The sequence below is a fragment of the Terracoccus sp. 273MFTsu3.1 genome, from assembly GCF_000383675.1.
Classification (GTDB): Bacteria; Actinomycetota; Actinomycetes; order Actinomycetales; family Dermatophilaceae; genus Terrabacter.
Genome location: NZ_KB911825.1, coordinates 66,843 through 80,347 on the forward strand (window position 1 = coordinate 66,843; position 13,505 = coordinate 80,347).

A 13,505-nucleotide genomic window follows, 5' to 3' on the forward strand; every position below is an offset into this window, starting at 1 on the left:
CTGTGGCGTACGTGCAGGAATCGGCCTTTTGGGGGTTATGTCTCAGCGAGCGTGCAGCGTGCCGCCGTGGCCGAGCTCGCCACGGGTCACCAGATCGAGCTGGACCTGCGTCCCATCCCCCGGTAGTCCCAGCCGGCGTCGGTCCAGGCGCGCGGGTCGAGCACGTTGCGCCCGTCGATGATCCGCGGGGTCGCGACGAGCGACTTGGCGTGGGCCGGGTCGAGCTCGACGTAGTCCTTCCACGCCGTGAGCAGCATGACGAGGTCGGCCCCGGTGAGGGCCTCCTCTGCCGAGTCGACGATCTGCAGGTCGGGCCGCGCGAGGCGCACGGCGTCGGCGCCCGCGGGGTCGGTCGCCACGACGTTGGCGCCGCGCCCCCAGAGGCGACCGGCGATGTCGAGTGCGGGCGAGTCGCGCACGTCGTCGCTGTCGGGCTTGAAGGTCAGGCCGAGCACCGCCACCTTGACGCCGACGAGGCGGCCGCCGGCCATCTCGGACGCGAGGTCGACAGCGTGGTCGCGCCGGCGCATGTTGATCGAGTCGACCTCGCGCAGGAAGGTCAGCGACTGGTCGACGCCGAGCTCACCGGCGCGGGCCATGAAGGCGCGGATGTCCTTGGGCAGGCAGCCACCGCCGAAGCCGATGCCGGCCTGGAGGAACTTCGAGCCGATCCGGTCGTCGTGGCCGATCGCCTCTGCGAGACGCGAGACGTCCGCACCGGACGCGTCGCACAGCTCGGCCATGGAGTTGATGAAGGAGATCTTCGTGGCGAGGAAGGAGTTGGCCGCGACCTTGACGAGCTCGGCCGTCGGGTAGTTGACGAGCAGCCGCGGGATCCCCGCCTCGATGATCGGGGCGTAGACCTCGTCGACGACGGCGCGGCCGATCTCGCCGCGGTCGCGGTCGTCGGGCAGGCCATAGACGACGCGGTCGGGGCGCTGGGTGTCCTGGACGGCATACCCCTCGCGGAGGAACTCCGGGTTCCAGACGACGACGGCATCCACGCCGGCCTCGTCGAGGCGGTCGGCCACGGCCTGGGCCGTCCCGACCGGGACGGTCGACTTGCCCACGACGACGATCGGCCCGTCGGGCGACGGGCTCGCGTTGGCGATGATGTCCTCGACAGCGGTCCACACGTAGCTCATGTCCGCGGCGTAGCTGCCGCCGCGCTGCGGGGTGCCCACTGCGATGAAGTGCACGCGGGCGCCGGCGAGGGCGGTCTTGTCGGTCGTGAACCGCAGCGAACCGTCCGCCACGCCCTGCTGCAGGAGCGGCTCGAGGCCGGGCTCGTGGAACGACGGCACTCCGGCGGCGAGCTTGGCCACCTTGCGCTCGTCGATGTCGAGGCCGACGACGTCGTGGCCGAAGTCGGCCATGCACGCGGCATGCACCGCTCCGAGATAACCGCATCCGATGACCGAGATCTTCACGCCGGGCAGCATATCGAGCGCGGGGGAACGGCTCGTGGCCGTCAGGTTGCCGGCACTTCGTTACCCTCGGCCCCATGCGCGTGCTCGTGACCGGCGGAGCCGGCTTCATCGGATCGAACTTCGTCCTGCGCGCCCGCGAGGTGCGGCCCGACTGGGGCCTGACGGTCATCGACTCGATGACGTATGCCGCCAACCGCCGTTCGCTCGCAGCGGTCCTCGCCGACCTGGGCGGCGACGGCTCCGTCGAGCTCGTCGAGGGCTCCGTCGCCGACGCACCGCTCGTCGACCGGCTCGTCGCCGACCACGACGTCGTCGTCCACTTCGCCGCCGAGTCGCACAACGACAACAGCCTCGACTCGCCGTGGCCGTTCGTCGAGTCCAACGTCGTCGGCACCTTCACCCTCCTCGAGGCGATCCGCCGGCACGACAAGCGCCTGCACCACATCTCGACCGACGAGGTCTACGGCGACCTCAAGCTCGACGACCACGAGCGGTTCACCGAGAAGACGCCGGTCAACCCCTCGTCCCCCTACTCGGCCACCAAGGCCGGCGCCGACCTGCTCGTCCGGGCGTGGATCCGGTCCTTCGGAATCCGGGCGACCGTGTCGAACTGCTCGAACAACTACGGCCCGCGCCAGCACGTCGAGAAGTTCATCCCCCGCCAGGTCACGAACGTCCTCGACGGCGTTCGCCCCAAGGTCTACGGGTCGGGGCTCAACGTGCGCGACTGGATCCACGTCGACGACCACAACGACGCCGTCATCGCGATCCTCGAGCAGGGCCGCCTCGGCGAGACCTACCTCATCGGCGCCGACGGCGAGCGCAACAACCTCGAGATCGTCGGGATGATCCTCGAGCTGCTCGGCAAGCCCGACGACTGGTTCGAGCACGTCGACGACCGCCCCGGCCACGACCTGCGCTACGCCATCGACGCGACCAAGCTGCGCCTCGAGACGGACTGGACGCCGCGCTACGGCGACGTGCGCGCCGGCCTCGAGGCGACGATCGAGTGGTACGCCGCCCACCGCGAGTGGTGGGAGGCCGCCAAGGTCGAGTCCGAGCGCACCTACGCCAGGCTCGGACGATGAGCGCGCAGGCGGGCGCGGGGCGCGTCCTCGTCACCGGCGCGAACGGGATGCTCGGTCACGACCTCGTGCCGGCGCTGCGCGCGGCCGGATGGGTCGTCACGGGGCTCGGCCGCGGCGACCTCGACGTGACCGACGCCTGGCAGTGCGTGGCCGCGGTGGACGGGCACGACCTCGTCGTCAACGCAGCCGCCTACACCGCCGTCGACGCCGCCGAGACCGACGAGGCGGCCGCGTTCGCGGTCAACGCCGTCGGGGCCGCCAACGTGGCGCGCGCGTGCTCGCGCGCCGGCGCACGACTCGTCCACGTCTCCACGGACTACGTCTTCGACGGCACCGCCACCGAGCCGTATGCCGTCGACCACCCCGTCGCGCCGCGCTCGGCCTACGGCCGCACCAAGGCCGCCGGCGAGTGGGCCGTGCGCGCCCTGTGCCCCGAGTCGTGGGTCGTGCGCACGGCGTGGCTCTACGGTGCGGGCGGCCCGAACTTCGTCTCGACGATGCTGCGCCTCGCCGGCGAGCGGGAGACCGTGTCGGTCGTCGACGACCAGGAGGGCCAGCCGACGTGGACGGTCGACCTCGCCGACCTCGTCGTACGTCTGGTCGCGGGTGACACGGCATACGGCATCCACCACGGCACGGCGAGCGGGCAGACGACGTGGTTCGGGCTGGCGCGGGCCGTCTTCGAGCTGAGCGGGCTCGACCCCGAGCGGGTGCTCCCGACGACGTCGGACGCCTTCCCGCGGCCCGCTCCGCGTCCTGCGTGGAGCGTCCTCTCGCACGAGAGCCTCGAGCGCGTGGGCATCGCGCCCCTCCGCGACTGGCACGAGGGCATTGCCTCCTTCCGTGCGTAATGTCAGGTTCGTGGTGGTGTGCCCGTAGACTCACGGTGCCACTTCCGAAGTTGACGAGGTTTCCCGATGTTCGTACACGACAGTGCCGAGGTCGCTGACGACGCCACCGTCGGTGAAGGCACGAAGGTCTGGCACCTCGCCCAGGTGCGAGAAGGCGCCGAGATCGGCGCGAACTGCGTCATCGGGCGCGGGGCCTACATCGGTGTCGGCGTCACCATGGGCGACAACTGCAAGGTGCAGAACTACGCCTTGGTCTACGAGCCCGCCGCAGTGGAGAACGGCGTCTTCATCGGGCCCGCCGTCGTCTTCACCAACGACCACTTTCCTCGCGCCGTTGACCCTCGCGGCCAGCTGAAGTCCGGTGACGACTGGGAGGCGGTCGGCGTCACCGTGCGTTCAGGCGCGTCCATCGGCGCTCGAGCCGTCTGCGTCGCGCCCGTGACGATCGGCCGCTGGGCCATGGTCGCCGCGGGTGCCGTGGTTACCAAGGACGTGCCGGACTTTGCGCTTGTGGCCGGCGTCCCCGCCCGCCGCCTGCGATGGGTCGGACCAGCAGGAGTGCCGCTCGAGCAGCATGGCGACGTGTGGCGGTGCCCCGAAACCGGAGACACGTTCGCCGAAGACGACGGCGTCCTCACCCCGACCAATCCCTGAACACGCACTCGACCTCCAGAGGACTGCCCACGTGAAGATCACCACCGTCGGACTTGGCAAGATCGGCCTGCCCTTGGCGGTTCAGTTCGCATCGATGGGCCACGAGGTAGTCGGCGCTGACGTCAACGCGTCCGTGGTTGGGCTGGTCAATGCCGGGACGGAGCCGTTCCCTGGCGAAGAGCATCTCGCCGAGAAGCTGTCAGAGGTCGTCGACGCCGGCCGGCTCAGCGCCACCACGGACACTGCTGCAGCTGTGAGCCAGAGCGACGCCGTCGTCGTCGTCGTTCCGCTCTTCGTCGACGAGGACGGAGTGCCGGACTTCGGCTGGATGGACTCAGCCACTCGTGACATCGCTGCTGGCCTTCGACCCGGAACTCTCGTCGCCTACGAGACGACACTTCCGGTCGGAACCACTCGCAGCCGATGGAAGCCGATGCTCGAGGAGGGCTCGGGCCTGTCCGAGGGCGTCGACTTTCACCTCGTCTTCTCACCCGAGCGGGTGCTGACGGGCCGCGTCTTTGCCGACCTGCGCAAGTACCCGAAGCTGATCGGAGGCCTCAGCCCCGAGGGAGCGAAGGCGGCCTCCGCCTTCTACGAGGCCGTGCTGGAGTTTGACGAGCGCCCAGACCTTGGGCGCGGCAACGGCGTGTGGGACCTCGGCTCCGCCGAGGCCGCAGAGATGGCCAAGCTGGCCGAGACGACCTACCGCGACGTCAACATCGGCCTCGCGAACCAGTTCGCCGTGTTTGCTCAGCGTGCCGGGATCGACGTGTACCAGGTGATCGAGGCCTCGAACTCCCAGCCGTACAGCCACATCCACCGCCCGGGCATCGCCGTTGGCGGGCACTGCATCCCCGTCTACCCGCGCCTCTACCTCTGGAACGACGAGGATGCGACCGTCGTCCGCGCAGCCCGCGAGGCCAACGCCGCCATGCCAGCCTTCGCCGTCGGAATGGCTCGCGGCGCGTTCGGCGATCTCGCTGGGGCCCAGGCCGTGGTCCTGGGGGCAAGCTACCGCGGAGGCGTCAAGGAAACGGCCTTCTCCGGGGTGTTCGGCACCGTCGAGGCCCTTCGCGCCGAAGGCGCCGAAGTGACTGTGCACGACCCGATGTACACCCACGATGAGCTGAGAACGCTGGGTTTCACGCCGCACGATCTCGGGAGTCAGGTGGACCTCGCGGTCCTGCAGACAGACCACGGCGAGTACCGCGGATTGACCGCAGCAGACCTGCCCGGCGCCACCGTCATCGTCGACGGGCGCAGTGTGCTGGACGCCGATGCCTTTCCCGATGCTCGGGTCCTGACCATCGGCCGCGGCTGACACGAACGGATAGGACAACAACCATGGATTTCATCCCACCCGCGAAACCGATCATCGGCGACGATGAGAGGGCTGCCGTGGACCGTGTCCTGCAGTCCGGCATGATCGCGCAAGGCCCGGAGGTCGCGGCCTTCGAGCAGGAGTTCGCTGAGCACTTCTCGCTGGGGCGAGCTTGTGTCGCAGTCAACTCAGGCACCTCTGGGCAACATCTGGGTCTTCTCTCATGCGGCGTCGGTCCCGGAGATGAGGTGATCGTTCCGTCGTTCACCTTCGCAGCGACCGCGAATTCTGTGGCACTCACCGGGGCGACCCCCGTGTTCGCCGACATCGATCCAGACGATTTCTGCCTGTCCCCCACGGCAGTGGAGGCAGCTATTACGGAGAGGACGGTCGGAATCATGCCCGTCCATCTCTACGGTCACCCGGCCAAGATGGACGGTCTTGTCGAGCTTGCAAACCGCTACGGCATCCAGGTTTTTGAGGATGCCGCGCAAGCTCACGGCGCCTCACTGAACGGGACCCCGGTGGGAGCGTTCGGATCCTTCGCCATGTTTTCTCTCTATCCGACGAAGAACATGACCTCCGGCGAGGGAGGCATGGTCTCGGTGGCCGACCCAGACATCGAGCGGCTCGTCCGGCTGTATCGGAACCAAGGCATGGAGAAGCAGTACCACAACGAAGTTGTGGGCTTGAACAACCGCATGACTGACATTCACGCCGCGATCGGACGCGTCCAGCTGACCAAGGTCGACGCGTGGAACGAAACTCGGCGACGCAACGCTGCCTTCCTGTCCGCACACCTCGAGGGAGTCCAGACTCCGACCGTGGCGGACGGGGCTGTGCATGTCTTTCATCAATACACGGTCCGCGTCCGGGAGGACCGAAACGGCTTCGCAGCGGCTCTCAAGGCGGAGCACAACGTGGGCTCCGGGATGTTCTATCCAGTCCCTAACCACCGTCTCCGCCCCTTTGACGTCAATGTCGACCTCCCGGAAACGGAGAGGGCTGCGGCCGAGTGCCTCTCATTGCCCGTCCACCCATCCCTGCACGAGCAAGACCTCGAGCGAATCGTCAACGCCGTCAACTCCCTCGTCAAGGCAGGCGTGTGATGCCCGTCCTACGTGCAGGCCTGATCGGTTTAGGGATGATGGGCCGTCATCACGCAAGGGTGCTCGCCTCGCTCGACGGGGTGGAACTTGTGGGGGTGGCGGACCCGTCGGGCGACACTCACGACGCAGCAAATGGTCGGGAGGTCCTTGGAGGCGTAGATGACATCATCCGCACAGGCGTGGACTACTGCGTCGTTGCCGTCCCAACGATCTACCACGAAGAAATCGGGTTGGCCCTCGCCTCGGCAGGGGTCCACGCACTGATTGAGAAGCCCCTTGCGCCGGACGTGAGCGCCGCACAAAGACTTGCCGACGCCTTCGAATCCGCGGGGTTGGTCGGGGCCGTGGGCCACATCGAGCGATACAACCCGGCCCTCCAGTCCGCGAGAGCCCGCATCGCGGCCGGTGAGCTCGGCCGCATCTATCAGGTCACGACCCGTCGTCAGGGACCCTTTCCTGCCAGGATCTCCGACGTGGGAGTGGTCAAAGACCTCGCCACCCACGACATCGACCTCACTGCCTGGGTCACGCAGCAGGAGTTCGTACGAATCAGTGCCAATACGGCTCACCGAAGCGGGCGAGATCACGAAGACCTCGTGGCAGCTACAGGCCTGCTGACCGACGGAACCGTTACCAACCATCTCGTCAACTGGCTCTCACCTCTCAAGGAGAGGGTGACTACCATCACCGGCGAACTCGGCGCGTTCGTGGCGGACACGCTCACCGCGGACCTGACCTTCTACGCCAACGGCTCCGTTCGAGTCGTCCGCGACGACATCGCTCAGTTCCGCGGCGTCTCAGAGGGAGACATGATTCGCTTCGCGATCGCCAAGCCGGAACCTCTGCGGGTCGAGCACGAGCAGTTCCGAGATGCGGTTCTTGGTAAAGACGCTGACATCGTCAGCATGCGGCAGGGAGTCGACACCGTTCGCGTGGCGGAGGCATGCATCGAGTCGGCACAGTTGGGTTCGAACATCTCGCTCGTGAACCACTCGGCGCTCTGATGAGGCCTTGACCGCTATGAGGCCTCCGCGCGCACTGGTGACCACGACCATCGCCCTTTCCGCAGACAAGTTTCATCGAGAGCTCGTCAGGCAGCTACAGAATGACGGCTTCGATGTCTGTGTCGTCTCGTCCCCGGGTCAAGGACTTGCGAACATGCGTCGCGACCTAGGGGTTAGGACGCGCGAACTCTCGATGACGCGCGACATATCTCCAGTGGCCGATCTCCGTGGACTGGTGAGTTGGTTGCTCTTGTGTCTACGCGAGAGGCCTGAACTCGTCGTCGCAGCAACACCAAAGGCCAGCCTCCTGAGCCTGATTGCGGCTCGGGTGACACGCGTACCTCGGCGTCTCTACTCTGCCGTGGGCTTGCGGCTGGAAGGGGCTCACGGGGGCCGGCGGCGGCTCTTGGTCGCCATCGAGCGTGTAACCACAGCTGCTTCCACGGAGGTCGTGGCCAACTCGCGCTCTCTCGCAAAGCGCTACGAGGAGTTGCGGCTCGTACCCGTGGCCAAGTTGCGGCAGACCGTGCCTGGCAGCAGTCACGGGGTTGACTGCACTCACTTCTCACCCCGACGAGCAGATGCTGATCTCGCTCAGCGGCTGGGCCTGGATCTTTCAGTGCCTGTAGTGGGTTTTGTCGGGCGGCTGACTCACGATAAAGGCATTGAGACATTAGTGGCGGCAGCGAAGCTCTTGGCGCACCTGGGGCGCGGCATTCAACTCCTAATCGTCGGCCCACAGGACGAACCAGACTCGAGTGACTACTTGAAAATGCTGAAGGATTCCGGTCTGCAGGTGTCGTCCGTCGGTTCTGTCGACGACGTGCGTCCATACTTCTCACTGATGTCAGTCCACGTCTTGCCAACGTTGCGCGAAGGATTCCCCAACGTGGTGCTCGAGGCGAGTGCCATGGGCATCCCCACTGTCACCACAGACGCTACTGGGTCTGTCGACAGCGTGCTTCCCGGCGTAACAGGACTGCTCGTACCGGCTCGAGACCCACAAGCTCTAGCGCATGCCATGTCGAGGCTAATTTCTGAACCGCAAACGGCAGCCAGCTACGGTTGCGCCGCCAGGGCGTGGGTCACCCGAGACTTCACACCCGAAGCTGTGGTCCGGTCTCTCCTCGACAAACCAATCGCCGTGCTAGCGGAAGAGGAGGCGTAGGCGATGCGCGTGCTCTGGACTCGTCTCACTGCTGCCGTCCTGACCGTCTACTTGCTCCTAGGTCAGCGTTTGACCATAGACGCTACGACAGGCGGGCGCGGCGCGGTGAGCTTGCCCGAGATAGCATTTCTCGCATCGGCAGCAGGTCTGTGGTTGATTCTCCACATTCGCGTCGACGGACCTCAAGCCAAAGGTCTCTTCCTGTCCACCGCCGGTCCACTCTTCACGTTGCTCACGGTTTTGCCTTTCGTAGGCGTACTTGTTGGCGACTATGAACCACGCGCGCTCTACAGCATCATCGTTGTGCTCGTCCCGACATCGATTCTCGTACTAGGCACGGCAGCAGCACGCTGGGACGTTGACATTCGCGTTCCGATCCTCGTCGCTATCGTGGGGCACGGCCTCTATGGCATCGGGCAGTTGCTGGCGCGAGTGGGAGTCATGCCTTCAGCGCTCTGGGGTTGGGCCACCAGTTGGGACGCACAGACACAGAGCGCGTACAGCGAGGCATACCTGATTTCCTCGCGAAGCACCGGCCTATTCGTGAACCCCAACGAATTCGGACTGTGGAGTGTTCTGGCAGTGATTTTTGGTGCGCTCTACCTGCAACCACGCCGTCGCGCGCTCGCGATCGCCTTTGGCGCCATAGGTGTTTTCGCATCCCAGTCGAGGACGGCCTGGCTTGCGTTGGCACTATTGCTGATCACGATTCTCGTCGCGAGTCTGCTGAAACCTCAGACCGCCAAGTCGGGACTGATTGGGCTTTCACTCGCTGCGCTCACTACAGCCATCATCACGCTCTTTGGTGGACTCTCCCGGCTCGTCGAAGCAGGAGCCGTGAGCCGTTTCAATACAGGCCTGGGTGCACTTATAGGCTCGGGTTCAGGCGAGGATGCAAACCTCAGCGGACGATACGTGGGATGGGAGCGCGCGAACGAGTTCGTGCAAGACTATGTCTTCGGAACGCTGGGGCCGCCCCAGTTGAAGTTCGGCGGCTCGATCGACAATCAGTTCGTCAGCTACTACCTGCAGGGAGGACTGCTGCTTGTCTGCGCCTACATTTTGCTACTGACCGCCCCCTTCCTGATTCTCCGCGGCCGTATACAACAGGCATGGAAGCTGATGATCGTGGCAGTCACCTTCGCGATCTTCTCCTACACCGCCAGCCCGATGGACAGTCCGGCGGCTAGCTCGCTCGCATGGGTCTGCGCGATTCTTACCGTCCAAGCCTCGCTCCGAGGAGGTTTGACGGAGGTTTCCGATGAGATGAACGACCATCCTCCGGAGCCCAGCGTGCGGTCAGAGCATCACATCAGAATGGGAACGTACTCATGACCTCTCACCTCAATTACGTGCTGATCGGTCAGGGGAACTGGGTTCGCAAACTTGCCGAGGGCCTCCGAGACACAGGCTTCCCCGTGCAAGAGGTACCGCTCGACTCGGCACGGTCCGCACTCAACTGGGAGGCGCTTAGGCGAATTCGGGCAGCAGACGTGGTGGTCCGGGTCGGATTCCGCCCGGGAGCCCGCACCTGGCGGGGCCGAGCTTTTGACGGCGCGTTACGAATCTTTGGGCGTCGAGCGATCTCGGTCTGCTACTGGATCGGGACGGACGTCCTGAACTTCACCGACGATCTCTCCCACGGCGCACCGGCCGCGGGTTGGCGGTCCCCCGCGCTGGCCGTGGACCACCACCTCGCTGGCTCTGAGCCACTCCACGGCGAGCTGGCCAAGGCGGGCATCGCTGCCTCCGTCGTGGGATTTCCTTGGCGCACCGTCCAGGCGCCCACCGATCCACCCCCGTTCCCCGAACAGTTCACCGTGCTCACGTATATCCCCGATGGCCGCGCAGAGTTCTACGGAGGTCCAGTCGTTCTCGAGGCGGCACGCAGACTCCCAGGGATTTGCTTTGAGGTCATGGGCGGGGAAGGAATCTGGGCTGAAGACCCTCCCGAGAATGTGCATTTCCGCGGTTGGGTCCGAGACCCAGCTGAGGCCTATGCCAGTTCGTCGTGCGTGCTGAGGATTGTGCGCCACGATTCGATTGGCGGCACCGCAGTCGAGGGGCTCTTGTTCGGGCGCCCAGTCCTCTACTCTCAGGAACTCGACCATACGATGAAGGTCGAGCCCACGCCGGAGTCCGTCACTCAGGCACTCAAGGAGCTGTCCTGCGAATGGAAAGCGGGAAGACTAAACCCAAGCGCAGAAAACGCCCGATGGGCGAGCCGCACCTTCGACCCCACGCGGAGGTTCGAACTGCTCGGGCAGCACCTCGCGGAGATCAGCGGACTGCCGCGGCCCCCCCGCCTCAGCTACATAACCCTCCAGGCGACGACCGAAGGCCAAGCCGCCCACGCCCACGTGCACGAGATAGTGAAGGGCCTTGCCGCCGCTGGCTGGTCAGTACGTCTTCTCAAGCCGAAGTACGGTCAGGGGTCCCCATCCGCCGCCAGCCGACTGGTTCAGTTCGGTTTGATCCAAGGCCGGGCCATCACCAGCGTTAGGCGCGGTGACGCCTTTTACATCCGTTCGCACTTCGCTGCGTGGCCCGCTGCGCTGCTCGCCAAAGTACTTCGAGTGCCCGTGGTCCAAGAGGTGAATGGACCGCACGAAGATGCTTTGGTCGCCTGGCCGGGACTGCGGCGAATCCGACCATTGGTTGAGCGGGCCAACCGATCACAGATGCGATCTGCTGACGCAGTGATCACGGTCACTCCCCAGCTCGTTCGCTGGCTGCGGCTAGACGCAGGCGTTGAGCGGGGGCACCTCGTCTCTAACGGTGCTGACGTTGAGCTCTTTACGCCCCATGCCCCACGACGCGAAGACCTCCCCGATCGTTACGTCGTCTTCTTCGGCGCGTTGGCGCCGTGGCAGGGAATAGATATTGCTCTCGAGGCGGCGTCATCCCAGCTCTGGCCCGAGGATGTCTCGCTGGTGGTCGTAGGTGACGGCCAGTTGCGCGACCTCGTCGAGCGCAAGTCAGACGGGAGCCACATCATCTACCTCGGCCGGCAGCCTTATGCCGAGATACCGGGTCTCGTGGCGGCGTCTCTGGTCTCGCTACTGCCCATGGCTTCATCAGCTCAGGATCGAGGGCAGAACAGCACACGCGACCACACGACCAGCGGTTTGGCACCCCTGAAGCTGTTCGAGTCGATGGCGTGCGGCGTCCCAGTCATCGCCTCCGACCTCCCCGGGATGGCCGAAACCATATCTAGCGCGGACTGTGGCATCCTCGTTGAGCCGGGAAGCGCCATGAGCTTGGCGGAGGCAGTACGTCAGATCGCCAACGATCCCGCGCGAGCCGCGGAGATGGGACGGCACGGTCGCGAGAGCGCCGTCGACGAGCACTCGTGGCGCAGCCGAGCCGCTGACACCGCCGAGGTGCTCACGTCAGTCGTATCGCGTTCAAGTCTCCATCACGCCACGGAGCTGGAAGAGGCCTAGGCCGGCACCGAGCTCTTCCTTAAGGCCCTCAGCGCCAGCCACTCGCCGCGAAAGGCCCAGATGACCACCGGGGCAAGGGCAGCCCACGCGACCGCGTACCACAGGCCGGAGGTTGCCCCCCACGCCACCGTTGCCAAAGCGCCCACCACGGACAGCGAGGTGATTGTGTATAGCCGTCTGCGATTGAAAGTCCGCCACGTATGTACTGACGCTTCGGTCCTCGTCACGAAGTAGACGAAGTAAGCGACGGTGTTCGCCACCACGGCTCCTCTGGCGCCGAAATGAGGCGTCAACACGAGGTTCAGGGTCACGCTACAGGCGAGACCTGCGAGTGTGCACCACACAGACCACACCGTCCGCCGGGTGATGTTGATGCCGATGCCCGATGCTTCGGACAGAGTGTAGAGGAGTGGTTGCAGGATGCTGCCTAGTACGAGGTACTTGACGTCGTCATACGCTGCTGGCAGCAACACGTCGGTCAACCAGGAGAGGGAGCCGACGACGACCAAGAGCGCAGTCACCACAGCCAGTACCTGATACATGACGGTGTCGACCCTGCCCAAATCAGTGCCCTCCGCCACCCATCTGTAAACAATAGGTGCCCACACGACGGAAAAGATCGTCTGCACGACGACGGCTGCTCCTGCAAACGTCAGAGCCACCGAATACACCCCGAGCTCGGCCAGCGTTGAGAGGTACCTCAGCGCCACCGCGCTCGTCGCCGTTAGCGCCCAGTACGCCAAGCCAGCGAAGATGAGAGGGAAGCTGTAGCGGATCAGCGCCCGAACAAGCTCTCTGTCGACACGCGCGCGGGCCGCGAGGATCCACTGCCCTCTCGTGGCCCACCCAGTGATCGCGGCGGTTGCTACCCAGGAAGCTAGTACCGCGGTCGACAGGCTGAGGAAATCGCGCCTGACGGCAAGCATCAGCACGAGCGCAACCGACCCAAGAAATACAGCCTTCGGGATGAGTTGGCTTGCGGAGAAGGCAAGCGCCCTTTCCTCCATCCGCAGAATGAGGGAGAGGAACCTGGAGATGATCGCGGCGGCGCTACAGGCGAGTGCCACCGCAAACGTACGGGCGTCATCGCTGCCGAGGAGCAGGTCCGCCAGAGGTCCGGAGGCGAAGAGAGCAGGGACTGCCACGGAGCCGAAGAGCACGACGCTGGGGACGACGCAGCTACGGAGAAGTACGGCCCTGTCCTTGGTCTCGTGGAAGTTTCGGACGTACCCCTGGTCGAGGCCGAGAGTCGCGAGCAGGACTGAGAAGGAGACGAAGATCTGCAAGAGGTTGTATCTCGCGACATCCTCTGGAGCGAAGGCCCAAGCCACTATCGGTACCGCCACCAGGCTTATCAGGGCTGTGGCAATCGGGCCCACGGCGAAGCCCAATAGCGTTCGGCTCCTCATAGATCGTCCCGAAGGCGTAATGGGA

Annotated in this window: 11 protein-coding genes; 9 read left to right on the forward strand and 2 right to left on the reverse strand. The window is 65.4% G+C overall.

All coding sequences use genetic code 11. The features are described 5' to 3' along the window. Positions 1-86 precede the first annotated feature (86 nt). Positions 87-1,430: a UDP-glucose/GDP-mannose dehydrogenase family protein gene (locus tag H283_RS0117210; RefSeq protein WP_028785689.1), complete on the reverse strand. Its 1,344-nt coding sequence runs from the start codon at positions 1,428-1,430 to the stop codon at positions 87-89. A gap of 74 nt (positions 1,431-1,504) precedes the next feature. Here H283_RS0117210 and rfbB point away from each other — a divergent pair, with 74 nt between their 5' ends. The 9 genes from rfbB to H283_RS27315 all read left to right on the forward strand — a co-directional run bounded on the left by rfbB (position 1,505) and on the right by H283_RS27315 (position 12,071). Continuing rightward, positions 1,505-2,518, forward strand: coding sequence for a dTDP-glucose 4,6-dehydratase (gene rfbB, locus H283_RS0117215; RefSeq protein WP_020144771.1), 1,014 nt, complete (start codon positions 1,505-1,507; stop codon positions 2,516-2,518). Further along, positions 2,515-3,369: a dTDP-4-dehydrorhamnose reductase gene (gene rfbD / locus H283_RS0117220; protein ID WP_020144772.1), complete on the forward strand. Its 855-nt coding sequence runs from the start codon at positions 2,515-2,517 to the stop codon at positions 3,367-3,369. The genes rfbB and rfbD overlap by 4 nt, the downstream gene beginning before the upstream one ends. Before the next feature lie 66 nt (positions 3,370-3,435). Continuing rightward, positions 3,436-4,023, forward strand: coding sequence for an acyltransferase (locus H283_RS0117225; RefSeq protein ID WP_020144773.1), 588 nt, complete (start codon positions 3,436-3,438; stop codon positions 4,021-4,023). A 31-nt stretch (positions 4,024-4,054) separates the two neighbouring features. Further along, on the forward strand, positions 4,055-5,344 hold the full coding sequence (locus H283_RS0117230; protein WP_020144774.1) for a nucleotide sugar dehydrogenase: 1,290 nt from the start codon (positions 4,055-4,057) through the stop codon (positions 5,342-5,344). A 23-nt stretch (positions 5,345-5,367) separates the two neighbouring features. Continuing rightward, positions 5,368-6,453 carry a DegT/DnrJ/EryC1/StrS aminotransferase family protein gene (locus H283_RS0117235; RefSeq protein ID WP_020144775.1) on the forward strand — a complete coding sequence of 362 codons (1,086 nt, stop codon included), beginning with the start codon at positions 5,368-5,370 and terminating at the stop codon, positions 6,451-6,453. Further along, a complete protein-coding gene (locus tag H283_RS25575; protein ID WP_043650037.1) occupies positions 6,453-7,457 on the forward strand; it encodes a Gfo/Idh/MocA family protein in 1,005 nt (334 codons plus the stop codon). The genes H283_RS0117235 and H283_RS25575 overlap by 1 nt, the downstream gene beginning before the upstream one ends. A 37-nt stretch (positions 7,458-7,494) precedes the next feature. Next, positions 7,495-8,625 (forward strand): glycosyltransferase family 4 protein, encoded by a 1,131-nt coding sequence (locus H283_RS27310; RefSeq protein WP_196806014.1) that lies wholly within the window; start codon positions 7,495-7,497, stop codon positions 8,623-8,625. 3 nt (positions 8,626-8,628) lie between these two features. Next, positions 8,629-9,960 carry an O-antigen ligase family protein gene (locus H283_RS27840; RefSeq protein ID WP_156023281.1) on the forward strand — a complete coding sequence of 444 codons (1,332 nt, stop codon included), beginning with the start codon at positions 8,629-8,631 and terminating at the stop codon, positions 9,958-9,960. Beyond that, a complete protein-coding gene (locus H283_RS27315) occupies positions 9,957-12,071 on the forward strand; it encodes a glycosyltransferase (RefSeq protein ID WP_081633921.1) in 2,115 nt (704 codons plus the stop codon). The genes H283_RS27840 and H283_RS27315 overlap by 4 nt, the downstream gene beginning before the upstream one ends. Here the strand turns inward: H283_RS27315 and H283_RS25580 are convergent. Then, the gene (locus H283_RS25580; protein ID WP_020144779.1) at positions 12,068-13,480 is read right to left on the reverse strand and encodes a lipopolysaccharide biosynthesis protein; all 1,413 of its coding nucleotides are present in this window, start codon (positions 13,478-13,480) and stop codon (positions 12,068-12,070) included. The genes H283_RS27315 and H283_RS25580 overlap by 4 nt on opposite strands. Between the last annotated feature and the right edge of the window lie 25 nt (positions 13,481-13,505).